Origin of the sequence: Kitasatospora sp. NPDC004723, from assembly GCF_040609255.1 — a bacterium.
Classification (GTDB): domain Bacteria; phylum Actinomycetota; class Actinomycetes; order Streptomycetales; family Streptomycetaceae; genus Kitasatospora.
Map to the genome: position 1 here is coordinate 65,526 of NZ_JBEXJT010000006.1, position 24,621 is coordinate 90,146.

Genomic DNA, 24,621 nt, shown 5'->3' on the forward strand with positions numbered 1-24,621 from the left:
ACCGGCCTACCTCGCGGCTGCTCCGGCAAGCTCCCCCACGGGCAGCGCCGACCTGGCGGCGAGTACGGCCGCCCGGACACGCGCGGCTCCGGCAGCGGCTACGGCCGCCCCACCGCCGACCTGAACTGTTTGCCCACCAAGGCCCGCACATGCGGCACAGATGCCCGGCTGTGGCACCGGGTCGTGGCACTTGGCGCACTCGGCGTACCCGGGCTTGGAGGGCTGCTGCGGGGTCTGGACGGGCGGCATCTTGCGTTGCAAGCGGCTGCGGAGCACGCCGACCGGGGAGTGCAGGGGCACGGGCAGGCCGGGCAGCAGGGCTTGGGCCAGCTCCTGGGTGGTGCTGCCACGATCCAGCCACTGGGCGACGAGTGGAGCCAGCTCGGTGGCCTCGGCTTCGCCCAGCCGCAGGCGCGGTTCCGGGCGGATCGCCCGGAACAAGGTCGCCACCGCCTCGCGGATCTGGTCGTCCGGCATGGCCGGAGGCTCCTGGTCGATGGTGTGGCCCTCATCCCGCCCTTCGGGCCGGTCGGTGGCCTCACCGCCGGTGGCCGACCACGGCTCGGCAGGGTGGGAGGGTTCTTGGTACCGATTCTTTACAACAGGGGCGCCAGCACGGCCGGTGCTCACCTCACCGGAGACCGGACGGGTGGCACTCGGCAGTGCGAGCTGCGGGGTGTCGTAGACATGGGTCTCGGTGCGGATGGTGCCATCAGGCATGCGGATCTTCTCGACCCGGTAGTACCCGGCCTCGGTCAGCTCCTTCAGGGCTTTTCGGATCGCACCTCGGCCCTGCGGGCTGGTGTCGGCCATGTGCCGGCCGTCCTCGCGCCAGCCGTCCGGGCGGGAGAGGAGGTCCGCGAGCAGGCCGCGGGCGGTGTAGGACAGCCGCCGGTCCTGCAGGAGGCCGTTGGGCAGCACGGTGAAGTTGCGCATGTGGGCGCTACGATGGATACGCATCGGGAGGGCTCACTCCTGTTGCCGGACCCCGGGGTGTTACCAGCACCGCCGGGGTCGCCTATTTTCGGTTGGACCACGGAACGTACCACGTCACCCGCCGCGCCAAGGCCCTTTTGCTGCAGCAGGCTTGATCACATGCCGGTCCAAGGTGCTCCCCGGATGCTGACTCAGCAGTCGGCAGAGAACATCGCCCGGACGTTGGGGAGGAATCCGAGGCTCCGGTAGAGCCGCTCTGCTTCCTCAGTGGTGTTGAGGTTGATCACCGAGCAATCCTGGCGACGAAGCCACTGCGTAAGGGCAGCGGTAACGAGGCGGCCCCAGCCGTTGCGCCGGAAGGCGGGTTCGGTGGCGACGAGGTGGATGTGGCCGGTGAGGCCGCCGTGACGGGGGCCGGGTAGGGCCTGGTGGATGGTGCCGAGGGCGGCAGAGGCAAGGCCGCCGGCGGGGTTGTCGATGACGAAGGCGGCCATGTGGGTGCCGTCGGCGATGCCGTGACGCAGGTGGTCCCGCAGGCGATCGTGCCACGCGGTCCCGGCGCCGGGCTTTCGGAGCAAAGCGGCTCGCATGCGGGTGAGTTCGGCAGCGTCGTCAGGTGTTGCGGGTCGCACGTACACGGGTGACTCCTCGATGAGCGGAGGGCGTGTCTGTGTTTCGGGAAAGTACGGAAGTGGTGGGCGCTGGGTGGATAGGCTGGCGCCGGCCGTCTGAAATGCCCTGCTGTGGGAGTATTTGTTCCTTCTTCTTCGTCTTCGCCATCGCCCGGTGAGGTGTCCGCCGAGCAGATCACCGAGGTGCTCGCCGAGGCGTACGGCCTGCGGGATGCTTCGGTGACCGTGATTCCGCTGGGGACGGAGACGGACAACTTCGCAGCCGACACCGAGCGGGGACGGCTGTTCGTCAAGGCGTACCCACGCCGGGCGAACCTGGACGTCATGGCCGGGCGGGTCACGGTGTCGGAGCTGGGCCGGGCGGCCGGCAGCCCGTTCCCGGCGGTGCACGCCGATCTGTGGGGCCGCAGCGTCGCCCGGCACGGCGAAGTGGCGATCTCGCTGTGGGACTGGGTGGACGGCGCCTCGCTGGAGCTGCCGTACACGCCTGCCCATGGTGGGCAGATCGGGGACGCGCTCGGGCGGCTGCACAACACGCTGGCCGGCCACCCGCAAGCGGGCTTCAAGGCGAACACCAACCACTGGTGGTCCCACCGCGCCGATGTGCTGCAGGAACGGGGTCGTGACCTCCTGGCCCGGATCGACGCCGTGGCCGACCCCGACGAGGACGATCCGGCACGTCGGGCGGAGGTCGAGGAGCGGATCTCCCAACTGGATGCCCTGGGCGAGTTGCAGGCCGGGCTCCCGAAGTCCCCGCGCGAGCAGATCGTGCACTTCGACGCGACCGGCGCGAACCTGCTGTGGAACAGCAAGGACGAGCTGGTCGGTGTGATCGACATCCAGGCCCGCATCGCGTTCCCGACCTGGGAGCTGGGCCGGGTCGCCTTCGAGCCGTTCACAGTGGCCGAGTCCGCGGACTGGCGGGCGAGTGCTGCTGCGGCTGTGGCGGCGTACGCGGAGCATGTCCCGGCCGAGGTCCGGCCGGAGCTGGTGTACGCGGCGCGGATGGCGCTGTTGCACAACCTGACCTCCTGGTTCGGGGCGGACGCGCTGTACGGGGAGAGCCGGCTGCCGGGCCGGGGGATCTATGCGAGGTTCTGGCACCTGCGAACGGTGGCAGCCCGCCGGATGCTGGCCGAGCTGCCGGCGATCGAGGCGGAGCTGGCCGCGGTGGTCGGGGTCTGACGCCTCTGGGCGGTGGCGCTTCACGCCGTCGCCGCTCTGCTGTGCAGGTAGAAGGCGCGGGCGACCTCGACGGCCCCGGTGAAGTCGCGGAACGCCCGGTCCCGGGCAGCCGCGTCGAGGACGACGCCGGTCGCGCAGCCGGGCAGCCCCCATGCGTCGCGCAGGTGCCGGCCGATGCGCTCCGGGTCGAGGTGCGCGGTGGTCCGTCGGGGATCGGCTGCCTCGACGGCGGTGTTGAGGCGGAATGCCGTGGCCACGCTCGCGGCGGTTGTCCTGGTGTCCTGGAGCAGCCCTTCGGCCTCGTCCCAGGTGGCGGGCCACACCGTCCACGCGCCGTCGAGGCGGGCGGAACGGACGATGATCCGCAACAGGGCCTCGTTCGGGTCGAGGAGGAGTTCGTCCGGGGTGAGCCAGTAGGCCGCCTGCGCCGCTGTGAGGTGGGCGAGGCCGAGGCCCTGCTCGGCGGCGGCCTTGATCGCGGCCACCTCCAGCAGGGCGGCACCGTCGGCGGGGCCTCCGCCGACGGCGGTCAGGACGCGCTCGCGCCAGCGGGCGGGGAAACGGGGGTCGTAGAGCTGCTGGTGCTGGAGGACCGCGAGGAGCGGCACCCCGTCGGGTCCTGCCGGGTGGCCGGCCGTCCAGTAGCGCACGAAGCTGGTCCGCCAGGACTCGCCCCGCCACCAGTCGGTATCCGCAACGGGAACGGAGCCTTCGGCGATTCGGTGCAGGGCGGTCTCGGCGTCCTCGCGCTTGAGGTCGTGGGGGTTGGTCGTGCGCCACAGGTTCACCCGGTCGTACGGGCCGGTGAGGTGCGCGGTGCGGGCGCCGTGGCCGATGGCCGCCCAGGAGCGCCGGTCGTAAGGGAGCCGGCGGGCGATGGCGAGGAGGGCGACGGCCTCGTCGGCCGTGATCACGCCGGCTGCCGTGCACCGGGTGAGGGCGGCGCGGATGTTCACCAGGGCCTCGGAGAGGCGCCGGCCGGTGGGGCTGTGCAGGACGGCGACCTCGTCGTCGGCGTCCAGGAGGCCTGCGGCGTAGTCCTGGTAGACCTGCCCGACGCCGTGCATGCCGTAGGGCGCGAGTTCGGCGGCGCGCAGGGCTCCCATGCTGGCGGCACCGACGACGGTGGTCCCCGTGGCCAGCAGGGCGAGGATCTCCTTGTGTCGCACGGGAGCGCTCTGGTGCCACACCCCGTCGATGATCACGACCGTGTCGGCCGGGGACGCGGCGAGCGCCAGGAGGTCGCCGTGCTTGACCGGCGGGTGGCAGATGGCGCCGGGGAGGATCTCGCGCACGCGGGAGGCGGAGACGGTGGGGCCGACGAGGACGTGGGTGGTCACGCGGCGGCCTCCTGCGGGCGGGGAACGGTGTGCCGGGAGCTGTAGCTCAGGCCCGGTGCGACGACCTTGACCACGGAGAACTCGCTGCGGGCGTACGGACCCCAGGTCAGGTCGACGACCATCGGCTCGGCCCGGGCGACGCCGACGACGATGCCGGCCAGGAGTTGGGCCTCCTCGTGATCGTGCTCCGGTGCCGCCGACCGGTACTCGCACACGGTTTCGTCCCATGGCTCACCCGCTCTGTCCGGTGTGGTGGGGCCTCGGTGGGTGCGGCCCGGGCGGTGGACGGCGGCGGGGATGTCCTCGCGGCTGCCGGTGATCTGGGTCAGGCGGGACTGCGCCGCCTCGGTGATCGCCCGGGACAGCGCGACAGCGGGGTCGAGGTGGGCACCGGTGCCACTGACCAGGGTGACGGGCTGGTCCTCGCGCCACAGGTAGCAGGCCATGACGGGGAGCCCGTAGCGGTTGGGCAGGTGCCAGAGCTCGACCCAGGCACAGGCGGCGTCGAGAAGGTCGAGCAGGCGGCGGCAGTGCGGTTCGGTGATGCTCGCCGGGTCGATCCGGCTGGCCTGCCGCGTGTTGGAGCGGTCGGTGAGGTCACTGACGACGTCGCGCTCGATCACTTCGTACAGGGCGTGCGTGACGGCTTCGGCGCGGGTGTTGCCGGAGGCCAGGCCGTTGGTGGAGGCGCTGGGCAGATGCATCCGCCAGTCGGTGTGGGCCTCGCGGCCGAGCTGGACACAGGTGGCCGGCACCAGGGCCGGCGTGCCGTCGAGTGCGGATCGGGCGGGGATCCAGTCGAGCACCGTACGGTCGGTCAGCAGGCTTCCCGGGTGCTGTTCGAGCGCGGCCACGGGGTAGGGCAGGACCAGCCCTCGGGCCGGCGCCCGGCGCACGGCCGGGGCGGGCAGGGCGTGCTCGCCGTGCCACGCCTCGATGGCCTCCATCGCGCCGGACACGCGCGCGCCATCGAGTGTCACCCCCTTGCCCTGGGCGACCGACAGCGTGCGGGCGAGGGGCCGTACGGCCATGGTGACGGGGATACCCAGGGTGTCGAGCCCGGTGACGTCGGCGACGCGGGTGATCCCGTAGCTGTCGAGCAGGGGCTTGATGGCCTGCCAGGTGTCCGCCGGGTGCCGGGTGCGGTGGGTGCCCGCGAAGTAGGTCTTGCGCATGGCTCTCCTGATTCGAGACGGCAGTGCCCGGCCGCCGATGCCCAGGTCATGGGAGCGTCGGCAGCCGGGCACCAAGGTTGACCCGACTGTCAGTCAGTCAGCGGAAGGTCACAGACTGGGCTGCCGGTAGACGTGGGTGTCAGGGAAGGCGGAGTCCGGGACGGACGGGTCGCCGCCGACGTTCTGCGGCAGGTCGCCGTCGGCGTGCAGCTCGGCGACGAAGTCGGCCGGGTCGATCTGCGGGGTGACGTGCTCGATGTTGGGCATGGTTCCTCCATCGGGATGGCGGGTTACTGCCGCACCGAGAGGTCGGTGAAGCAGATGGTGATCAGTACCTCGCGCGACCGGGAGTCGAGCGGGGTACGCCAGTGGGGGATTCGGCTTCCGTCGAATCCGGTGAGGGCGCGGTGGCGGATCGGGAACTCCTCGCCACCGGCCGGGTAAGGGGTGTCGGCGAGCCGGTCGGCGACCTGTCGGGTACTCAGCCAGCGCAGGTTGGGCAGCCAGCCCATCGCGCCGAGCCCCGGGGTGAGGCCGCAGCTGAAGGTGATCCCGCACTTGCCGTCGTCGCGGTGGACGTGCATGTAGTCGCCGGTGCTGTAGAACTTCAGGCCGTAGCGGATCGGCGTCAACCGGGCCCGGCCGGTGGCCTCGCCGGCGATCTCGGAGAGCGCCTTGGACATCGCCAGGGCGGTGAGGGCCTTGCCTCCGGGGTGGACCTTGCATCGCTGCGGCGAGGTGATCGAGCCGTCCCGCATCACCAGCAGACCCGGCCGCTGGTTGTGCCGAGCGTCGCGAGGGCGCCGACTCGGCCCTGGTGCTTTCGCCGCCAGTGAGGCACGTTGTAGCCGGCGAACGCCCTGACCGAACCGTCCGCGTACGGGTGGCCCAGCTCGGTGAAGCCCTCGCCCTCGGGGAAGAGGCCGTGCTCGGCGATGACCTCGGCGAGCCGGTCCGGGTGGGCGTCGCGCAGGCCGGGCGCCCAACCCATCGAGGGCAGGCCGCTGGTGAGCGCGATGCCGACCGTGATGGTGGCCTTCACCGTGTCCGTGTGCAGGCCCTGGAAGTCACCCTCGCGGTAGACCACGGCGGCACCGCCACGCGGCACCAGGCGGCTCAGTCCGGTCGCCGCGCGCAGGGCTGCCAACAACTCCTTGTCGTAGGCGAGCCGTTCCAGCTCGGGACCGGCCGGGAGGAAACCGCAGTGCACAGGGGAGGCGAAGGAACCGTCCCGGTGCGCGGTCGCCTCCTCGCGCACGTACGGGACGGTCCGCTCGAGTCGGCTCAGCGTCTCGGCCCGGATCGCTTCGAAGCGGGTCCTCTCCAGGGCTCCCGGCACGACGACGGTGCCGGTCTTGTCCCAGGCCGCGCGGGCCGGCGACCGTTCGGTCAGGGGTGCTGTGGTCATCGTCTCTCCTGCTCTTCACAGGGGGCCGTACCAGTCGGCCGGTCCGTGATCGGGAATTGCGCGGGAGGCGGCGACGCAAGGGGGCGATGTCGGTGGTCACCGTTCGTCCGCCTGCCGCCGGGCGGCGGCGGGGCGGAGGGTGGATCCGTCCTTCGGGGCGGTCCATTCCTTCTCGCACCCGGCGTCCTCAGGACGCAGGTGATAGCTGTAGACGCCCTCACCGGGTACGTCCACGACGACGCCCACCGCGCCGGTGGCGGTGTCGTGGGCGAGATCGCCGAGGCGAGGCGTCCAGGGCGACACGGGGTCGTGCGCGTCCTCGTGGGCTGTGCGTCGTCCACTCATGCCCACAGACAGTAAGTGCGCGACTACTGCTGAATATGAATCGGCGGAATACTGCCCTATCCGTCCAGATGGAAGCGGTCCGACATGCGCCGGAGCTTCTCCCGGGTGGCCGACCGCTCCGCATAGACGATCTTCCGCAGGGTGGCTCGCGCGATCGGATGGTTGCGCACGAGTTGAGGAGCGACCTTCTCGGCCGATTCCAAGGCCTGAAGTGCCTTGTCCCGGTTGCCGTCCCACAACCAGGCGCGGGCCAGGTCCATGTGATGGTGACCGCGTCGGGATCCCGGGAGGGCGGCGACCTTCGCGGGGTCGGCGCGCTCGTTGAGGATCAGCGCCCGGACGTGGTCGCCCATCTCCAACTGGACCGACACGGCGTGGATCTGGACGTTTCCGCCGGAGAAGGTCAGTGAGTGCCGGTCGAAGGGAGGCTCGGTTCGGCTTCCGTCCATCAACTCGGCCGCCGTGTGCGCCTGCTGGATCCGCCCCTCGGCCTCCAGCCGCCGGCCGGCACGGGCGGCCGACACGGCCGCCCGCAACTGCAGCGTCCCCCAGGCCCGCACTGCCAGCGGATTGTTGGCACGGCACTGGTCCTCGACGAGGCGAAGCGCCTTGTCCGACAGCGCCAACGCGTCATCCCAGTCCGCAGTGGCCCACATGTCCCACACCCGCATCCAGTCCGCGACCGCCCCCATCACCGGGTCACCGGACAGACGGGCCGACCAGGCAGCCCGCTCACAGGCCATGGCAACCAGTTCGGGGTGCCCGAGCACATGGGCAGCCGTGTGCGCGAACTTGCACTCGATCGCGTAGATCGCGAACGCCTCTTCGCGTTCGTGGCCGGTGGAAACCTCAGCCAGGGCCCGCGCCTCGCGGAGCATGTCAGGAAGCACCTTCATGACGGCGACGTTGGCGGCGGAGTCCCGCAGGCGGTGCAGGCGCTCCGTCTCGCGCCACAGCTCCACCGCCGGACGAGGCCGACCGTCGAACACCGGCGTGAGGTCGTACCGGCGCAGCTCCCGCAGGATGGAGGCTGCCGACACCTGCCACTGGTTCTCCGACACCTTGCCGTCGACGAAGGGCCGTTCGATGAGGTCGTTGGGGTGACAGTGGAGGGCTGCTGCGAGCTGGTTGATGATGCCGGCCCGGTCGAGTTCGATGACGCCCTTCTCGACCTTCGACACCCAGCCCTGGGTCCTGCCGAGCGTGGCGGCCAGATCGGCTTGAGTCATGCCCAGCCGGAGCCGTGCCCGTCGCACCCGCTTGCCGATCGACTCTCGCTCTTCCAGCACGGCGGCCCTCCCCGGCTCGCGACCGTCCGCCCGGTAGACCGACGGTGCCACCAGGAAGCTACCCCGTCGGGCCAGCCGCGTCACAGGTGGCCGACGAGAGCCGCCCCGGCACACGCGGGCCGGGGCGGGCCCGTCAGGACGCCCGGGGGAGCAGGGCGTCGTCCTGCCACTTGAGGATCTTTTGACCCCCGCAAGCCCGTGACCTGGGATTAACTCCGGAGGCCAGGTCCTTGCTCGGTTCTACTACAACGAGGGTGGTAACAGCCACCCGGACCAGGGTGCGTTCTACCAGAACGCCGGCGAGACCAAGAGCTACACCTGGGGTTTCATGCCGCTACCGGCGAACTGCAGTGCGGTCGGCAAGATGTGGGTCAGCGGCCAGGGCGACTTCCTGACTCCGCCGGACCACCCCTGCTGAGTCTGACACAGTGATCACTCGGGGTGGGCTCGGGCTCAGCCCGAGCCCACCCCATGCCGTTGCCCGATCGCATCCCGGAAGACCGATGGTCGAAGCCTCCCTCTCCGCCGCCCCTGCCCTGTTTCCCGTCTTCGCCGTACTGGGTCTGGCCTTCGGGTTCGTGGCGTTACGGCTGGCCCGACGCAGGCAGCGGAAGCCGGCTGTGGCCGTGCTTTTCGGCCTGTCGCTGGCCGGGGAGGTTGCGGCGACGCTCACGCCGACCACCAGCGGGTCGTCGGGCGAGCCGACGTGTTCGATCGGCGCCGGGGTGTGGGGCACCGCCGTCGCGGAACAGGGGCTGATGAACCTCGCCATGTACGTGCCGGTCGCTTTCTTCGGCGTTCTGGCCCTGCGGCGGCCTCTGACTGTCTTCGCCGGGGGGGTGGTGCTCTCCGGCGTGACCGAGATCAGCCAGACCCTGCTGGGAACCGGACGCGCCTGCGACGCTGCGGACCTTGTCGACAACGCCCTCGGCGCGCTCGTCGGCACGGTCGCCGCGGTCGTCTGGTTGTGGCTCCGTCGTCACAAGCCGTTGTCGGGGCGGCGGGATGTCTTTCACTCCCTCACTATGGCCGGCACGGGCCTTGCGGCCGTCACGGCCGTCCTTCAGCTGTTTGTGCCGCTTCACAATGATGCCGTCGGCTCCGTTGCGAACCCCTCGCATGATCAAGGCGAGACGGCTGAGCGGATCGCCACGCAGTTGTTCGGGCCCGGGACCTGGGTCACGTCGTTCGGCGTCCACTCCGATCCTGAAGTATCGCCCCAGCCGGTCCTCGACGCCGTCACGGATCGCGGCAGGTTCCAGGCCGAGTGGCCGAGCGGACGCCTTCTCGTCAGCGCCTCGGCCAACAACCAGGTCGACGCAGGCCCCCTCACCCGGGATCAGGTCCTCAAAGCCGGTACCGACTTCGCAGCCACCTGGTTCGCGGACCTGACATCGGCCGCCAGTCCCGCCCTCACCTCCGCCGGTGCCGAAGGCGCCTACATGGTCACCTACCGGCGGTACAACAGCGACAACGTCCTGATGCCCATGCGTCTCGACATCACTGTCTCCACCTCCGGCCGGGTCATGGCGTCGTCCGCACGCCGGGACACCGACCCCCAACTGCCGCACCCCACCGTCAACGCTGACACGGCCAAGCAGCGGGCCGTCGCCGCTGTACCAGGTTCCCGCGCGGACACCATGTTCCTCCTCGCGAAGCAGATCGACGGACAGTGGCGGCCGTGCTGGGCAGTCAATCTCGTCAAACAGGGCGAGACGCAGACCTCCGGCACCGTGGAATTCGTCGATGCTGTCACCGGTCAGCCTGTGGCGCACCAGGGCTGAGCACCGCGCCGACCCGGCGTGCTGTACCGGCACCAAGGGGCATCGGCCGGATCGCCGAACTGCACGGCCTGGACGATGCAGTCCGCCCATCACGCAGCTCTCGGGGGTCTTGTCGAACCGGGTGGCGATGCCTCGCCAGGCCTTCAGCTTGTTGATCAGGCACTCGACGGTGTTCCGGTCCTTGTAGAGCTCGGCGTCGTGGCTGACGGGCCTGCCTCCCTTGCTGCCCTTCTTCTTCCGGTTGGCGGCCTGGTCCTTCTTCTCCGGGATGACTGCCTTGATGCGGCGTTTGCGCAGGTGGGCGCGGTTGCCGCGGGACGAGTAAGCCTTGTCCCCGGCGACCGCGTCGGGCCGGGTGCGCGGACGGCCGACCGGCACCCGGACCCGTACCTTCTTCAGCACGGGGATGAACTGCGGGCTGTCGGCGGCCTGTTCCTCAGAGACGGTTCGGGGAAACCCACCGACGGCAACGTCTGCAGGGCGCCCCGAATCGATCTCACTGTTGGTAGCACCGCCGGGGTCGCCTATTTTCGGTCGGACCACGGAACGTACCCCGTCACCCGCCACACCAAGGTCCTTTTGCCGCAGCGGTCTTGATCATATTCGAGGGCTGTCGTTACTTGGCTGAGCTGTGTGCGGTGGCCGTCGCGGGTTGCGCGTGGATGACCGGGTGCTCAAGCCTCCCCGGTCTCCCTTGCGGTCAACGGGCGGCGAGGAGTTCCCCGCGCTCGACGGCGTCGCGCAGGCCGGCCGCGAAGTCCTGGGGCAGGAGGTTGACCTCGTCGAGGGCGTCGGCGGTCAGGGGGATCTCTTCGAGGAGGTACTCGCCCCGGCCTTCCTGGCTGAACTCGGGGCCGGTGCGATCCTCGAAGCTCACTTCTCGATGGTGGCGAGGTAGAAGTCCTGGCGCTCGTCGTCGGTCTCGATGACGTGGAGGATCCAGCCGCCGTCGACGTGCATGGACTGTCCGGTGATGAAGGACGCGCTGGGGCCGGCGAGGAAGGCGACGGCAGCGGCGACGTCCTCGGGGCAGCCTCGGCGCTGGACGCACTGGCGGCGGATCTGGTTCTCGGGTCGGGCGCGGTGGTGGGCGGGCAGGTCGTTCTCCGCCTTGGCCTGACCTACTCGTCACCGTCCCCGCCAGGTCGGCGACGGTCACAGCGGCTCGAATTCGTGCAGGTCGAAGGGGTACCAGGGCTACGAGGCCCGGGGGAGCAGGGCGTCGTCCTGCCACTTGAGGATCTTGTCGAAGCTGACGATCGCGCCGCGCAGCGGGTGGTTGCGGAGCTGGACGTGGTCGGTGAGGGCGTGGATGAGGAAGAGGCCGCGGCCGGACTCGGCGGTGAGGTCCGGGAGGCCGTCGAGGTCCAGGGGCCGCAGCAGGGGCAGTGGCGCCGGGTCGGCGGCCGGCGGCAGGACGTGGGTGTCGTACGGGCGGCCGTCGCGGCGCGGGCGGTGGGTGGTGAGCAGCGGGCCGGGGACGGTGGCGCGGCCGTGCCGGGAGCGCGGGCGCGGCTGCGGGCGCCCGGCCGGGCGGGCCGTCGGCGGCGCCGGGGCGGGGGCCGGACGGCGCGCCGCCGGGGCCGCGGGGCCGGGCAGGCCTGGTCCCGAGTCGGTCACCTCGATCCGCAGCAGGTCGCCGCTGATCGACGCGGTGACCTGGTAGCCGTCGTCGGGCCGCCCGCCCGCGCCGTGCTCGACGGCGTTGGCGCAGGCCTCGCTGAGGGCGACGCCGAGGTCGTGGGCGATCTGCGGATCGACGCCAGCGGTCGCCATCGCGCCCAGCAGTATGCGGCGGGCCAACGGCACGCTGGCCGGGTCGCGCTTGAGGTGCAGAGTCCACCAGATGTCCACGGGAGGTCCCTCCTGGCTGCGGCTCCACATATAACGAGGTATCTCCGGACGGTGCGCAGGTGAACCGTGCCCGGGGTCCGCTACCGCCCGTTCGGCGGATGGACGGGGGGACGGGCATGTGCCGGGCGGCGCGTGCCCGAGGGGTGCGCGGGGTGGCGCGCGGGGTGGCGTGCGGAGCCGATCGGGGCATTCGTAGGGATTTCCCACCCTGCCGATCCGACGGGGGTAGGCGATGAGATGATGGCCCGGCCATGACTGCCCCAGCCGCCGCCCCGCACCCGGGCGCCCCCGCACCGGACGCGCCGGTGGGGGCCGCCGCCTGGGACCTGCGGCTTGCCAGGGCCGTCCCGTTCGCCCTGGTGTGCACGCTGATAGCGGCCGCCGGGCACGCGCTGGCGGGCGGCGGGGACGTCGCCCTTCCCGCACTCGCGACCGGTTTCGCCGCCACCCTGGTGCTCGCCGCCGCCTTCGGCGGGCGGGAGCGCTCGCTCGGCGCGATCGCCGGGGCGCTGGCGGCGGGCCAGTTCGGGCTGCACTGCCTCTTCCACTCCTTCGCCGGCCACGCGGCCTCCGGCGCGGCCGGTTCGCACCACGGCGGTCCGCCGGGCTCCGGCCCGCTGACCCTGCCGCAGGTGGCCGGCCGGCTGGTCTGCAACGAGGGCCGGCCCGGCACCCTGGCCGGCCTGCCCGGCAGCCCCACCGCCGAGCAGCTGGTCGCCGGGGCGGGCCTGGACCCGCACGCGTACGCGACCGTGCCGTGGTGGCAGGGCGGGGTGCTCGGGATGACGCCGACGATGCTGGCGGCCCACCTGGCCGCGGCCCTGGTGGCCGGCTGGTGGCTGCGGCGCGGCGAGGCGGCGCTCTGGCGGCTGGTGCGGATCGCCGCGTCGGCCGCGCACGCCCGCACGGCGGCGCCGCTGCACACCGCGTGCGCCCTGGCCGCGGTGCTGCTGCGCGGCCTGTTCGGCCTGCCCGCCGGCCCGGTCCGGCGGTCCACCCGCCGGGGCGGGGACGACCCGCTGCCGGCCGGTGCCGCGCTGCGGCACAGCGTGGTGCGGCGCGGGCCGCCGCTCGGGGCCCTCGCGTACTGATCCGCGTCCACGGCGCCCCCGGTCCCCCACCGGTTCCGGCCCGAGGGCGGACGGGTGTACGCGCAGCCGAGCCGTACCCGCCCGACTCGCGCGGTCCTGCGGCCCTCCCCCACCTCTTCCCCACGCCGCGCGGCCCCGCCGCGGCACGGGTCCTCCCGTGCCCGGGAGCGGGCCTGCCCGCCGAGCCTCCGAACGGAGACCACGAACCCCATGCGTTCCCTTTCCCCCCGCCGTACCGCCGCCGTCGCCCTCGCCGCTGCCGCCGCCGTGGTGGCGCTGGCCGGCCCCGCCTCCGCGCACGTCACCGTGAACCCGGGCAGCGCCGACCAGGGCGGTTACACCGCCGTCGACTTCCGGGTGCCGAACGAGAACGACGCCGCCGGCACCGTGAAGCTGGAGGTCAACCTCCCGCTGGACCACCCGCTGGCCTCCGTCCGCACCCAGCCGCTGCCGGGCTGGACCGCCACCGTCGAGAAGGCCAAGCTGGACAAGCCGCTCAAGGTGCACGGCAACGACGTCAACGAGGCCGTCTCCAAGATCACCTGGACCGCCGACGCCGGGGTGAAGATCGCCCCCGGCCAGTTCCAGGAGTTCCGCGTCTCGCTCGGCCCGCTGCCGACCGACGCCGACACCCTCGTCTTCAAGACGCTGCAGAGCTACGACAACGGCGACGTCGTGCGCTGGATCGACGAGGCCAAGGACGGCCAGCCGGAGCCGGCCAAGCCCGCCCCGGTGCTGAAGCTGACCAAGGCCGCCGCCGGTGACGGCCACGGCGTGACCGCCACCGCCTCCCCGTCGGCCGCCGCCGACACCCACACCGCCCACGGCGACGCCGCCACCGGCGACAAGGCCGCCTCCGACGACAAGGCGAGCGACTCCACCGCCCGGGTGCTCGGCGTCGTCGGCATCGTGGTCGGCGTGCTCGGCACCGCCGTCGGCGTCCTCGGCCTGCGCCGCAAGAGCGGCGGCTCGGCCTCCTGACCCCAGCACCGGTGGGGCCGCGCCCGGCCCGGGCGCGGCCCCACCGGTGATCCACCGCACACGATCGGACCTCTCCCATGCCCCGCTCCGCCCGCTCCGCCCGTTCCGCCCGCCTGGCCGGGGCCGCCGCCGTCGCCCTGGCCGCCGCGCTCACCCTGACCGCCTGCGGCTCCGACGCCGGCGGTTCCGCCTCCCCCGCCAAGGTCGTCCAGCAGAAGTCCGACTCGCCCTACGAGGGCACCGTGCTCGGCAAGAACTTCGAGAAGCCGGACCTCCAGCTGACCGACACCTCCGGCCAGCCGTACGACCTGCGCCAGCAGACCAAGGGCCGGACCACCCTGCTGTTCTTCGGCTACACCAGCTGCCCGGACGTCTGCCCGACCACCATGGGCGACATCGGCGTGGCGATGAAGAAGCTCTCCCCGGAGGAGCGGCAGAAGGTCGACGTGGTGTTCGTGTCCACCGACCCGAAGCGCGACACCCCGCAGGTGCTGCGCAGCTGGCTGGACTCGATGGGCAGCGACTTCATAGGCCTCACCGGGGACCTGGAGAAGGTGAAGACCGCCGCCAAGGCGCTCGGCATCCTGATCGAGGACCCGGTGATCAACGCGGACGGCACCGTCACCTCCACCCACGGCGCCCAGGTGCTGGCCTTCCTGCCCTCCGACGACAAGGCCCACCTGCTCTACCTGAGCGGCACCGAGGTGAAGACCTACGAGCACGACCTGCCGCTGCTCGCCAAGGGGGTCGCCGCGTGAAGGGCTCCCTCGGCTTCCGCCGGACGGCACTCGCCGGGGCGGCGCTGGCGACGGCACTGGGCGCCGGCGCGTTCCTGGTGGCCTGCGGGGCGGACGGCGGGAACGGCGCCGCCGGCGGCGGAGCATCCGGTGGCGCGGCGGCCCGGCTGAGCGTCGCCGACCCCTACATCCCGCTGCCGCCGGCCGGCGGCATGGCGGCCGGCTACCTGACCGTGCGCAACGACGGCGGCCAGGGCGACGAGCTGGTCGAGGTCTCCAGCCCCGGCGCCTCCTCGGTCACCATGCACCGCTCCACGTCCACCACCATGGAGCAGGTCGACAAGCTGGACGTCCCCGCGCACGGCGCGCTGCAGCTCGCCCGCGGCGGTACGCACCTGATGATCATGGGGTGGCAGAAGGCCCCCGCCCTCGGCGACGAGCTCGAACTCGACCTGACCTTCGCCCGGACCGGCACCATCTCGGTCAAGGTGCCGGTCAAGGAGCTCACCTACCGCCCCGGCCAGCAGTAAGGGACACCGCACGATGCTGATCGCACCGGGACTGACGGGACGCCGGATCGCCGGGCTGATCGGCGTGCTCGCCGCCGTCCTCGCGCTGCTGCTCGGCGGCGCCGGACCCGCCGCCGCGCACGCCACCCTGCAGTCCACCGACCCCGCGCAGAACGCCGTCCTGCCCGCCGCCCCGCAGTCCGTCACCCTGACCTTCAGCGAGGCCGTCTCGCTCTCCTCGGACTCGGTGCGGGTGCTCGACCCGGCCGGCAAGGCCGTGGACGCGGGCAACCCGGCGCACGCCGACGGCAAGGACAACACCGCCCGGGTCGCACTCGGCAGCGGGCTCGCCAACGGCACCTACACCGTCGCCTGGCGGGCCGTGTCGGACGACTCGCACCCGATCGGCGGGGCGTTCACCTTCTCCATCGGCGCGCCGTCGGCCACCACCGTCTCCGCCACCGCGCTGCAGGGCGCCGAGGCGGACGGCCTGGTCGCCGCGGTCTACGGCACCGGCCGGGCCGTCGCGTACGGGGCGTTCGCGCTGCTCGTCGGGGCGGCCGGCTTCGTGCTGCTCTGCTGGCCGGCCGGGGTCGCCCGGCGCCCGGTGCAGCGGCTGCTGATGAGCGGCTGGGTGGCGCTGCTGGTGTCCACGGTCACGGTGTTGATGCTGCGCGGCCCGTACGAGCGGGGCTCGGGGATCGGCAAGGCGTTCGACCTGTCGCTGGTCCGCGCCACGCTGGACGAGCGGATCGGCACCGCGCTGGCCGCCCGGCTGCTGCTGCTCGCGGCGAGCGGGGTGTTCCTGTCGCTGCTGGTCGGCCAGCTCGGGCAGCCCACCGGCCGGACCGTCCCGGCCACCGGCACCGCCGGGACCACCGGGGCCGGGTCGGCGGCCGGGGACGCCGAGGAGGCCGAACTGCGGGAGCTGGAGCGGCGCGCCGCCGAACGCCCGCAGCGCGAGGCCCGGCTGGGCCTCGGGGTGGCCGGACTGGTGCTGGCCGTCGCGCTCTCGGCGACCTGGGTCGGCGCCGACCACGCCTCGGTGGGCATCCAGGTCTGGCTCGCGCTGCCGCTCGGCATGCTGCACCTGGTCGCGATGGCGCTCTGGCTGGGCGGCCTCGCGGCGATGCTGGTCGGGCTGCGCGAGGGCATCGGCGCGGACGTCGCCGACCGCTTCTCGAAGCTCGCCTTCGGCGCCGTCCTGGTGCTGGCCGGCACCGGCGTCTACCAGTCCTGGCGCGGCCTCGGCAGCTGGAGCGCGCTGACCGGCACCGACTACGGGCGGCTGCTGCTGGTGAAGACCGGCTGCGTGGTCGCGATGCTCGGCGCCGCCTGGATGTCCCGGAGCTGGCTGGCCCGGCTGCGGGCCGCCCCGGAGGAGGCCGCGGAGGTCACCCCGGCGGAGGTCGCCGTCGCGGCCGGCGGCGTCGGCGGCGGTACCGGCAGCAGTGCCCCGGACGGTGGCGACGAGGACTCCGACGACCCGGTCCGGCGGGCCCAGCTGGCCCGGCAGCGGGCCGCCCGGGCGAACGCCGACCGGGACCGCGGGCTCACCCCGACCCGGGCCGGACTGCGCCGCTCGGTGCTGGTCGAGGCGGCCGTCGCGGTGGCCGTCCTGGTGGCCACCACCCTGCTCACCAACGCCCCGCCCGGGCGGGTGGCGGGCGAGGTCGCGGCCGGGGCCGCGAACGGCACCGCGCCGGCGGCCGGCACCGCGGCCGGAGGCACGACCGGCGGGGCGCCCGCCCCGCAGACCGTGCCGGGCCGGACGGTGGAGCTCGCCCTCCCGTACGACACCAAGGGCCGCACGCCCAACGCCAAGGGCACCGCGACGGTCACCCTCAACCCGGCGGGCACCGGCTCGAACGAGGTGCACCTGAAGCTGGACGGCGCGGACGGGCAGCCGGTCGAGGTGCCGGAGGTGCAGCTCGCCTTCACCCTGCCGGACCGCGACCTCGGCCCGCTCACCGTCCCGCTCACCCCCGAGGGCACCGGGCGCTGGACCGGGACGGCGCAGCTGCCGCTCGCCGGCAACTGGGTGGTGTCGGTGGTCATCAGATCCTCCGACATCGACCAGACCACGGAGATCAAGCAGCTGAAGATCGGATAGGGACAGCTCATGGCCACGGAGACCGGCACCGACAGCACCACCGGGCAGGACGGCACATCCGACGGCACCGCCACCGGCTTCACCCGGCGGGCCCTGCTGGGCACCGCCGGGGCGGGCCTGGTGATCGGCGCGGGCGCCGGGGCCGGCACAGCCGTGGCCGTGGACCGGCCCGGCCCGCACCGCCCGGCGACCGCGTCCGGCGGCGGCCTCGGGCCGGCCCGGGTGGCGTTCCACGGCGAGCACCAGGGCGGCATCCTCGAACCCCAGCAGGCCCGGGTCCAGCTGGCCGCCTTCGACCTGGCCGGCGGGGTCGGCCGGGACGGCCTGCGCGGCCTGCTCCAGCGCTGGTCCCGGACGGCCGCCCGGATGGCCGTGGGCGAGCCGGCCGACGAGTTCGAGAACCAGGTCGCCCTGGACGCCGGCCCCTGCTCGCTCACCGTCACCTTCGGCTTCGGCGCGGGCCTGTTTGACAAGGCCGGCCTGGCCGACCACCGCCCGGCCGGGCTGGAGTCGCTGCCGGCCTTCCCGGCCGACGCGCTGGACCCGGCGCGCGGCGACGGCGACCTGTTCGTGCAGATCGGCGCCGACGACGCGCTGGTCGCCGTGCACGCACTGCGGGTGCTGCAGCGTCAGGCGGCCGGCACGGCGGCGCTGCGCTGGCAGGCGTCCGGCTTCGCCCGGACGCCCGGCGCCACCGCCGCGCCGATGACCGGGCGCAACCTGATGGGCCAGATCGACGGCACCAACAACCCGCAGCCCACCGAGGACGGCTTCGCGGCCAAGGTGTTCGTCGCCGCCGGGGGAGAACAGCCGGCCTGGCTGACGGGCGGTTCCTTCCTGGTGTTCCGGCGGATCCGGATGCTGCTGGACAACTGGGAGGCGCTGCCGATGGACCGCCAGGAGCGGGTGATCGGGCGGCGCAAGTCGGACGGCGCCCCGCTCGGCGCTGCCGCCGGGGCGGGCGAGCGGACGCCGGTGGACCTCGCCGCCCAGGCCCCGGACGGGTCGCTGGCCGTCCCCTCGGACGCCCACATCCGGGTCGCGGCGCCGGCCGCCAACGGCGGGGCCGCCATGCTGCGGCGCGGGTTCTCGTACCACGACGGGCTGCTGGCCGACGGCTCGCCGGACGCCGGACTGCTGTTCCTCGCCTTCCAGGCCGACCCCCGCAAGGGGTTCACCCCCGTGCAGCGCAAGCTGGCCCGGGGCGACGGGCTCTCCCGCTTCCTGCGACACGAGGCGAGCGGCGTGTACGCCGTCCCGCCGGGCGCGCCGCAGGGCGGGTACGTCGGACAGACCCTGCTCGACTGACAGTGCCCGGTGCCCGGGCCGGCCGCTGTCCACGGATCGTCCGTCCTCCTCCCACGGAGCGGACCGCGACCACAGGAGGACGGCGGAGTGGCTAAGGTGACTCCTTTCGGCGGTCCGCCGTTGTTCCCCACAGGTCCCGTTCCCCTTGGAGGCGTCATGTCGGCAACCCGCTACACGTACCTCGGGCCGGCGGGCACCTTTACCGAGGCGGCCCTGCGCACCCTGCCGGAGGCGGCGACCCGGGAGCTGGTGCCGATGTCCTCGGTGCAGCTGGTGCTGGACGCGGTGCGCGGCGGCGAGGCGTCCGGCGCGTTCGTGCCGATCGAGAACTCGGTCGAGGGCGCCGTCACGGCGACCAACGACGAACTGGCCTCCGGCGCGCCGCTGATGATCTACCGTGAGGTGCTGCTGCCGATCACCTTCGCGCTGCTGGTCCGCCCGGGCACCGTGCTGTCCGACGTGAAGACGGTCACCAGCCACCCGGTGGCCCAGGCGCAGGTCCGCCGCTGGCTGGCCGCCAACCTGCCGGACGCGCACTGGGAGTCCGCCGCCTCCAACGCGGACGGCGCCCGGCTGGTGGCCGAGGGGCGGTACGACGGGGCGTTCGCGGGCGAGTTCGCGGCGCCGATCTACGGTCTCGACCCGCTGGTCAAGGACATCGTGGACGCCCAGAGCGCGACCACCCGGTTCGTGCTGGTGGGGCGGCCCGGGCGGGTCTCCTCGCCGACCGGGGCGGACAAGACCTCGATGGTGGTCTGGCTGCCGGACGACCACCCGGGCGCGCTGCTGGAGCTGCTGCAGGAGTTCGCGGTGCGCGGGGTCAACCTGATGCGGATCGAGTCCCGGCCGACCGGGGAGGGGCTGGGCAACTACTGCTTCCTCATCGACTGCGAGGGGCACCTCAGCGACCGCCGGGTGGGCGAGGCGATGATGGGCCTCAAGCGGATCTGCCCGCAGGTGCGCTTCCTCGGCTCCTATCCGCGCGCCGACCAGCAGACGCCGGAGCACCAGCGGCCGGGTACCTCGGACGCGGATTTCAGCGCGGCCTCGGACTGGCTCTCGCGCTGCCTCGACGGCCGCGGGGACATCTGAGTCCGGTCGAGTCGGGCCGAGTGCGGCCGAGTCCGACCGGCCGGGTCCGTCGGACATCCGGGCGCCATTCGGCGGCCATGTGTCCTTTTCGAACCGTTTTCCACCCCGCCGGGCGGCCGTCCACAGGGCGGCCGCCCCGGTGCGGGGCTTGTCCACAGGGGTGGGCACTGTCCACAGGTCCGAGTTATCCACAGGCCTGGGGATGAGTCGACAAACCGGTATAGCCACTGCACGTTTCGGTCGGATCATCGGTTTGCGTCGCAGAGATGACTAATCGGACCAGAGTCACCCGGGTACCAGCAAATCACCCGTCCGAGCGCTTTAATTCGCTCACCCGAGAAGGTCAATTCAGGTTTGAAACCTGAATTTCATGGGTCGCTTCCTCGTCCACCGACGCCGCCCCACGATCCACAGCCTCCACCCCGAACCTGTGGATAACCGACCTCCGGACGGTTTCCCACAGCGGTTATCCACAGGCTGGAGCGAGTTATCCCCAGGGGAAAACCGGTACCGGTGGACAGGCGCCCGCCCGGTAGGCTTGGGCCCGTGATTGACCTTCGCCTGCTCCGTGAGGACCCTGACCGAGTGCGCGCCTCGCAGCGCGTCCGTGGCGAGGACGTCGACCTGGTCGACGCCCTCCTCTCCGCCGACGAGCGTCGCCGGTCCTCGGGCACGCGCTTCGACGAACTGCGCAACGAGCAGAAGGGCCTCGGCAAGCTCGTCGCCAAGGCCCAGGGCGAGGAGAAGGCCGCCCTGCTCCAGCGCACCAAGGAGCTGGCCGCCGAGGTCAAGGCCGCCGACGCCGAGCAGACCGAGGCCAAGGAGGAGGCCGAGCGCCTGCTCCGCTCGCTGGCGAACCTCATCGACCCGGCCGCCCCGGTCGGCGGCGAGGAGGACTTCGTCACCCTGGAGGAGATCGGCACCCCGCGCGACTTCGCCGCCGAGGGCTTCGAGCCCCGCGACCACGTCGAGCTGGGCCAGCTGCTCGGCGCGATCGACACCGAGCGCGGCGCCAAGGTCGCCGGTGCCCGGTCGTACTACCTGACCGGTGTTGGCGCGCTGCTGGAGCTCGCCCTGGTCAACATGGCGATCGCCCAGGCCACCGCCGCCGGCTTCACCCCGATGATCACCCCGGCCCTGGTCCGCCCGGCCGCCATGGACGGCACCGGCTTCCTCGGCCAGGCCGCCGAGAACGTGTACTTCCTGGAGGGTGACGACCGCTACCTGGTCGGCACCAGCGAGGTCCCGCTCGCGGCCTACCACATGGACGAGATCCTCGACGCCGAGAAGCTGCCGCTGCGCTACGCCGGCTACTCGTCCTGCTTCCGCCGCGAGGCCGGCACCTACGGCAAGGACACCCGCGGCATCATCCGCGTCCACCAGTTCGAGAAGGTGGAGATGTTCGTCTTCACCACGCCCGAGGACGCCGAGAACGAGCACCGCCGCCTGCTCCAGTGGGAGAAGGACTTCCTCAACGCCCTCGAACTGCCCTACCGGGTGATCGACGTCGCCTCCGGCGACCTCGGCGCCTCGGCCGCGCGCAAGTTCGACATCGAGGCCTGGATCCCGACCCAGGGCAAGTACCGCGAGGTCACTTCGACCTCGAACACCACCGAGTACCAGTCGCGCCGCCTCGCCATCCGGATGCGCGAGGAGGGCAAGGTGCGCCCGCTGGCCACGCTGAACGGCACCCTGGTCGCCGTCCCGCGCACCATCGTGGCGATCCTGGAGAACCACCAGCAGGCCGACGGCTCGGTCGTCGTGCCCGAGGCGCTCCGCCCGTACCTCGGTGGCCGTGCCGTCCTGGAGCCGGCCAAGTAGGACCGCCGGTGCCGGAACCGGCACCGGCCGCAGCCGCGGTGACGCGGACGCAGCAACGAAGCAACTCCCGGGAGACACGGCCCATGAGCACCACCAGCCCCAGCCCCGTCTCCCCCCTGGACGGTGGCGGCCTGCCCTTCAAGCTGGTCGCCACCGACCTCGACGGCACCCTGCTGAACAGCACGGAGGGCGTCTCGGCACGCAACCGCGCGGCGCTGGCCGACGCCACCGCGGCCGGGGCGCTGCACATCATCGTCACCGGCCGCTCGGCCACCTGGGCCCGCCCGGTCTTCGACGAGATCGGCTACCGCGGCATAGCCGTGTGCGGCCAGGGCGCCCAGGTCTACGACGCGGGCGAGCACCGGCTGCTCACCTCGCTCACCCTGGACCGCCGGGTGGCCGCCCTCGCGATCCAGCGGATCGAGGAGGAGACCGGTCCGCTGGCGGTCGCCGCCAGCCAGGACGGCCTGGACGGCGACGTACTGGCCGGCCCCGGCTACGAACTGCAGATCGGCTCCGAGCTGCCGGTGGTCCGGACCGCGAAGGACGAACTGCTCAGTGCCCCGGTCAGCAAGCTGTACATCCAGCACCCCGAGCTGACCGACGACGCCCTGGCCGAGGCCGCCCGCCACGCGGCCGGTGACCTGGTCGGCGTGGTGATGGCCGGCGCCGGCGTCGTCGAGCTGCTGCCGCTCGGCCTCTCCAAGGCCACCGGGCTGGCCGTCGCCGCCCACCGGCTCGGGGTGAAGGCCGCCGACACCATCGCCTTCGGCGACATGCCCAACGACGTGCCGATGTTCGGCTGGGCGCGGCACGGCGTGGCGATGGCCAACGCTCACCAGGAGCTGCTCGCGGTCGCCGACGAGGTCACCCTGAGCAATGACGAGGACGGCGTCGCGGCCGTACTGGAACGGCTTTACCCGAACGGGTGAACCTCGCTGCGGCCACCGCCGGTTCAGCCCTTGGAGTGATGCTGCGGTGAGCCGCCACGACGAAGCCGCGGGTCGGCGGGGGTGCGGCCGTCCCGGGCCGCCGGGCGGGCACCGGAGGGGTTTGTATGCTCCCAGGGTTGCCCGCTTCCGCCGCTGAGAGGTGCGCGCCATGTCAGTCCAGTGGGACCAGGGCCCGCCGGATCCGGCTGGGCGGCGGCGCGCCGACGGCGGCGGCGTCCGGACCGAACCCCCCGAAGAGGCCCCCGGCCGGTTCCCGCTGCCGCGCACCGGCGGCCGGGCCGAGGCCCGCCGGGCCGCGCAGGGCCGTACCGGGCAGACCCTCGCCGCGCAGACCCGCGTCGCGCAGGGCCGGATGGCACCGACCCGCACCGCCCAGACCCGCGCCGCACAGACCCGCACCTCCCAGACTCACGCCGCACCGACCCGCACCGCCCAGACCCGCGCCGGTCGGCGGGAGGCGGCCCGGTGCGGCCGGCGCGGCGCCCGGCGGCTGATCGCCTGGTCACTGGCCGGGATGCTGGTCGCCCTGGCCGGCGCCGGCGCCGCGGTGTACTACCGGCTGAACGGCAACCTCCGGTCCTTCGACCCCGACGCCATCGCCCCCGACCGCCCGCCCGAACCCAGCGCCGACGCGCACGGCCACCGGCCCGTCAACGTGCTGCTGATCGGCTCCGACTCGCGCGCCGGAGGCAACGGCGACCTCGGCGGCGGCCATGAGAGCGGCGCCCGCTCCGACACCACGATCCTGCTGCACGTCCACGCCGACCACCGGCACGCGGTCGGCGTCTCGATCCCGCGCGACGCCCTGGTGACCGTCCCCCGGTGCAAGCTCCCGAACGGCACCTGGACCCGGGAGCAGCCCGGGCAGATGTTCAACTCGGCCTTCTCGGTGGGCAATTCCGAGTCCGGCAACCCGGCCTGTACGCAGAACACGGTGGAGAAGCTCACCGGCATCCGGATCGACCACACCATCGAGGTCAACTTCGCCGGCTTCGCCGCGATGACCGGCGCCGTCGGCGGCGTGGACGTCTGCCTGCCGAACGCCGTGCACGAGGGGAACATCAACCCCAATCTGGGCCGCAAGGGCAAGGTGGTGCTCACCAAGGGCCGCCAGCGGGTCTCCGGGCAGCGGGCACTGGACTACGTCCGGCTCCGGCACGGCATCGGCGACGACTCGGACGTCGGACGGATGAAGCGTCAGCAGGCCTTCCTCGCCTCGCTGCTGGCCCGGATCAAGAGCAGGGGACTGAACCCCGGCACGCTGTTGCCGCTGGCCGACGCCGCGACCAGTTCGATGACCGTCGACCCGGGCCTCGACTCGGCCGCCAAGCTGGTGGACTTCGCCCTGACGCTCAGGGACATCGACCTGCACGAGGTCAAGTTCCTGACCACGCCCTGGCGTTACAACGGCGCGCGGATCGACCTGGTGCACCCCGCGGTCGACACCCTGTGGCGGACCCTGCAGGCCGACCGGACCATCGACGGCCAGGACGCCACCGGCCACCAGCCGGACGCGGCCGACACGCCGCCCGCACCGTCACCGGCCGCGCCACCGTCGCCACCGTCCCCACCGTCCTCCTCGACGGCCCCCACGGCCCCGAGGACCCCGCCGCCCCCGCCGCTCGGCGCCGACGGTGCGCCGATCCGGGTCACCGTCCAGAACGGCACCGGCACCCCCGGCCTAGCCGCCCGGGCCGCCGACACGCTCCGGGCGGCCCGGGTCACCGTGGCCGGGACGGCCACCGCGCGCGGCACCGCCCGGGCGGCGACCACCACCGTCGAGTACGGGGCCGGGCAGCGGAGCAACGCGCAGAAGGTCGCCGCACTGTTCCCGGGCGCCGCGGTGGCCCCCGGACCGGGAGCCGGGATCAGCCTGCGGCTCGGTCTGGACTACGCCACCGGCGCGGCGTCCGGCGGGCCCGCTCCGGCCGCCGCCGCGCCGTCCGGCGTCCCGGCCCCGCTGCCCGCCGAGGTGGTCGGCCAGGCCCGCTCCGCCGACGACGACATCTGCAGCAACGTCTCCTACGGCTGACGTCGGGAGCGGGGGCGGCGGCGGGGGCGCGCGGGG

23 protein-coding genes and 2 pseudogenes are annotated in these 24,621 nt (G+C 72.9%); 12 read left to right on the top strand and 13 right to left on the bottom strand.

The genetic code is table 11. From position 1 onward, the window contains the following. Positions 1-6: 6 nt before the first annotated feature. Together ABZW10_RS09775 and ABZW10_RS09780 are read right to left on the bottom strand one after the other, a co-directional pair. Positions 7-960 carry a hypothetical protein gene (locus ABZW10_RS09775; RefSeq protein ID WP_355362228.1) on the bottom strand — a complete coding sequence of 318 codons (954 nt, stop codon included), beginning with the start codon at positions 958-960 and terminating at the stop codon, positions 7-9. A gap of 167 nt (positions 961-1,127) precedes the next feature. Continuing rightward, a complete protein-coding gene (locus tag ABZW10_RS09780; RefSeq protein WP_355362230.1) occupies positions 1,128-1,574 on the bottom strand; it encodes a GNAT family N-acetyltransferase in 447 nt (148 codons plus the stop codon). 153 nt (positions 1,575-1,727) lie between these two features. On the opposite strand from ABZW10_RS09780, the gene ABZW10_RS09785 reads away from it, so the two are divergent. Then, a complete protein-coding gene (locus ABZW10_RS09785; RefSeq protein WP_355362232.1) occupies positions 1,728-2,753 on the top strand; it encodes a phosphotransferase in 1,026 nt (341 codons plus the stop codon). A 20-nt stretch (positions 2,754-2,773) separates the two neighbouring features. On the opposite strand, the gene ABZW10_RS09790 is transcribed toward ABZW10_RS09785, so the two are convergent. The 7 genes from ABZW10_RS09790 to ABZW10_RS09820 form a co-directional block, all read right to left on the bottom strand. Then, positions 2,774-4,093, bottom strand: a complete 1,320-nt coding sequence (locus tag ABZW10_RS09790; RefSeq protein ID WP_355362234.1) for a TfuA-like protein — start codon at positions 4,091-4,093, stop codon at positions 2,774-2,776. Then, on the bottom strand, positions 4,090-5,268 hold the full coding sequence (locus ABZW10_RS09795) for a YcaO-like family protein (RefSeq protein WP_355362236.1): 1,179 nt from the start codon (positions 5,266-5,268) through the stop codon (positions 4,090-4,092). The genes ABZW10_RS09790 and ABZW10_RS09795 overlap by 4 nt, the downstream gene beginning before the upstream one ends. A gap of 108 nt (positions 5,269-5,376) precedes the next feature. Further along, entirely contained in the window at positions 5,377-5,535 is a 159-nt protein-coding gene (locus ABZW10_RS09800; protein WP_355362238.1) for a hypothetical protein, read from the bottom strand. A gap of 23 nt (positions 5,536-5,558) precedes the next feature. Beyond that, positions 5,559-6,026, bottom strand: a complete 468-nt coding sequence (locus tag ABZW10_RS09805) for a hypothetical protein (RefSeq protein ID WP_355362240.1) — start codon at positions 6,024-6,026, stop codon at positions 5,559-5,561. Then, positions 6,026-6,676, bottom strand: a complete 651-nt coding sequence (locus ABZW10_RS09810; protein ID WP_355362242.1) for a hypothetical protein — start codon at positions 6,674-6,676, stop codon at positions 6,026-6,028. Before ABZW10_RS09810 ends, ABZW10_RS09805 begins: the two co-directional genes overlap by 1 nt. A gap of 96 nt (positions 6,677-6,772) precedes the next feature. Then, positions 6,773-7,021 (bottom strand): hypothetical protein, encoded by a 249-nt coding sequence (locus tag ABZW10_RS09815; RefSeq protein ID WP_355362244.1) that lies wholly within the window; start codon positions 7,019-7,021, stop codon positions 6,773-6,775. Between the two features lie 56 nt (positions 7,022-7,077). After that, positions 7,078-8,310, bottom strand: coding sequence for a helix-turn-helix transcriptional regulator (locus ABZW10_RS09820; protein ID WP_355362246.1), 1,233 nt, complete (start codon positions 8,308-8,310; stop codon positions 7,078-7,080). 503 nt (positions 8,311-8,813) lie between these two features. Here ABZW10_RS09820 and ABZW10_RS09825 point away from each other — a divergent pair. Next, positions 8,814-10,094, top strand: a complete 1,281-nt coding sequence (locus tag ABZW10_RS09825; RefSeq protein WP_355362248.1) for a VanZ family protein — start codon at positions 8,814-8,816, stop codon at positions 10,092-10,094. Between the two features lie 96 nt (positions 10,095-10,190). Here ABZW10_RS09825 and ABZW10_RS09830 read toward each other — a convergent pair. From ABZW10_RS09830 to ABZW10_RS09845, 4 genes and pseudogenes are all read right to left on the bottom strand, one after another. Next, positions 10,191-10,538, bottom strand: a pseudogene (locus ABZW10_RS09830) (transposase); the annotation flags it as partial. 256 nt (positions 10,539-10,794) lie between these two features. Further along, complete coding sequence (locus tag ABZW10_RS09835; protein WP_355362250.1) at positions 10,795-10,971, bottom strand: hypothetical protein; 177 nt, start codon at positions 10,969-10,971, stop codon at positions 10,795-10,797. Next, positions 10,968-11,159: pseudogene (locus ABZW10_RS09840) on the bottom strand (SDR family oxidoreductase); the annotation flags it as partial. The pseudogene ABZW10_RS09840 and the gene ABZW10_RS09835, both read right to left, overlap by 4 nt. A gap of 132 nt (positions 11,160-11,291) precedes the next feature. Next, positions 11,292-11,948 (bottom strand): ATP-binding protein, encoded by a 657-nt coding sequence (locus ABZW10_RS09845; RefSeq protein ID WP_355362252.1) that lies wholly within the window; start codon positions 11,946-11,948, stop codon positions 11,292-11,294. Between the two features lie 251 nt (positions 11,949-12,199). Here ABZW10_RS09845 and ABZW10_RS09850 point away from each other — a divergent pair, with 251 nt between their 5' ends. The 10 genes from ABZW10_RS09850 to ABZW10_RS09895 all read left to right on the top strand — a co-directional run bounded on the left by ABZW10_RS09850 (position 12,200) and on the right by ABZW10_RS09895 (position 24,585). Then, entirely contained in the window at positions 12,200-13,039 is an 840-nt protein-coding gene (locus ABZW10_RS09850) for a hypothetical protein (RefSeq protein WP_355362254.1), read from the top strand. A gap of 210 nt (positions 13,040-13,249) precedes the next feature. Next, positions 13,250-14,020 (top strand): YcnI family protein, encoded by a 771-nt coding sequence (locus ABZW10_RS09855; RefSeq protein ID WP_355362256.1) that lies wholly within the window; start codon positions 13,250-13,252, stop codon positions 14,018-14,020. A 77-nt stretch (positions 14,021-14,097) separates the two neighbouring features. Continuing rightward, entirely contained in the window at positions 14,098-14,778 is a 681-nt protein-coding gene (locus ABZW10_RS09860; protein WP_355362258.1) for an SCO family protein, read from the top strand. Further along, positions 14,775-15,287, top strand: coding sequence for a copper chaperone PCu(A)C (locus ABZW10_RS09865; RefSeq protein WP_355362260.1), 513 nt, complete (start codon positions 14,775-14,777; stop codon positions 15,285-15,287). Before ABZW10_RS09860 ends, ABZW10_RS09865 begins: the two co-directional genes overlap by 4 nt. A 13-nt stretch (positions 15,288-15,300) precedes the next feature. Further along, positions 15,301-17,379, top strand: coding sequence for a FixH family protein (locus tag ABZW10_RS09870; protein ID WP_355362262.1), 2,079 nt, complete (start codon positions 15,301-15,303; stop codon positions 17,377-17,379). A 9-nt stretch (positions 17,380-17,388) separates the two neighbouring features. Continuing rightward, positions 17,389-18,687, top strand: coding sequence for an iron uptake transporter deferrochelatase/peroxidase subunit (efeB, locus tag ABZW10_RS09875; protein ID WP_355362264.1), 1,299 nt, complete (start codon positions 17,389-17,391; stop codon positions 18,685-18,687). A 156-nt stretch (positions 18,688-18,843) separates the two neighbouring features. Then, positions 18,844-19,779, top strand: a complete 936-nt coding sequence (pheA, locus tag ABZW10_RS09880) for a prephenate dehydratase (RefSeq protein ID WP_355362266.1) — start codon at positions 18,844-18,846, stop codon at positions 19,777-19,779. Positions 19,780-20,325: 546 nt separating this feature from the next. Then, positions 20,326-21,600, top strand: a complete 1,275-nt coding sequence (serS, locus tag ABZW10_RS09885) for a serine--tRNA ligase (RefSeq protein ID WP_355362268.1) — start codon at positions 20,326-20,328, stop codon at positions 21,598-21,600. Between the two features lie 83 nt (positions 21,601-21,683). Next, complete coding sequence (locus ABZW10_RS09890) at positions 21,684-22,532, top strand: HAD family hydrolase (RefSeq protein ID WP_355362270.1); 849 nt, start codon at positions 21,684-21,686, stop codon at positions 22,530-22,532. Between the two features lie 169 nt (positions 22,533-22,701). Next, a complete protein-coding gene (locus ABZW10_RS09895; RefSeq protein ID WP_355362272.1) occupies positions 22,702-24,585 on the top strand; it encodes an LCP family protein in 1,884 nt (627 codons plus the stop codon). Positions 24,586-24,621: the final 36 nt, after the last annotated feature.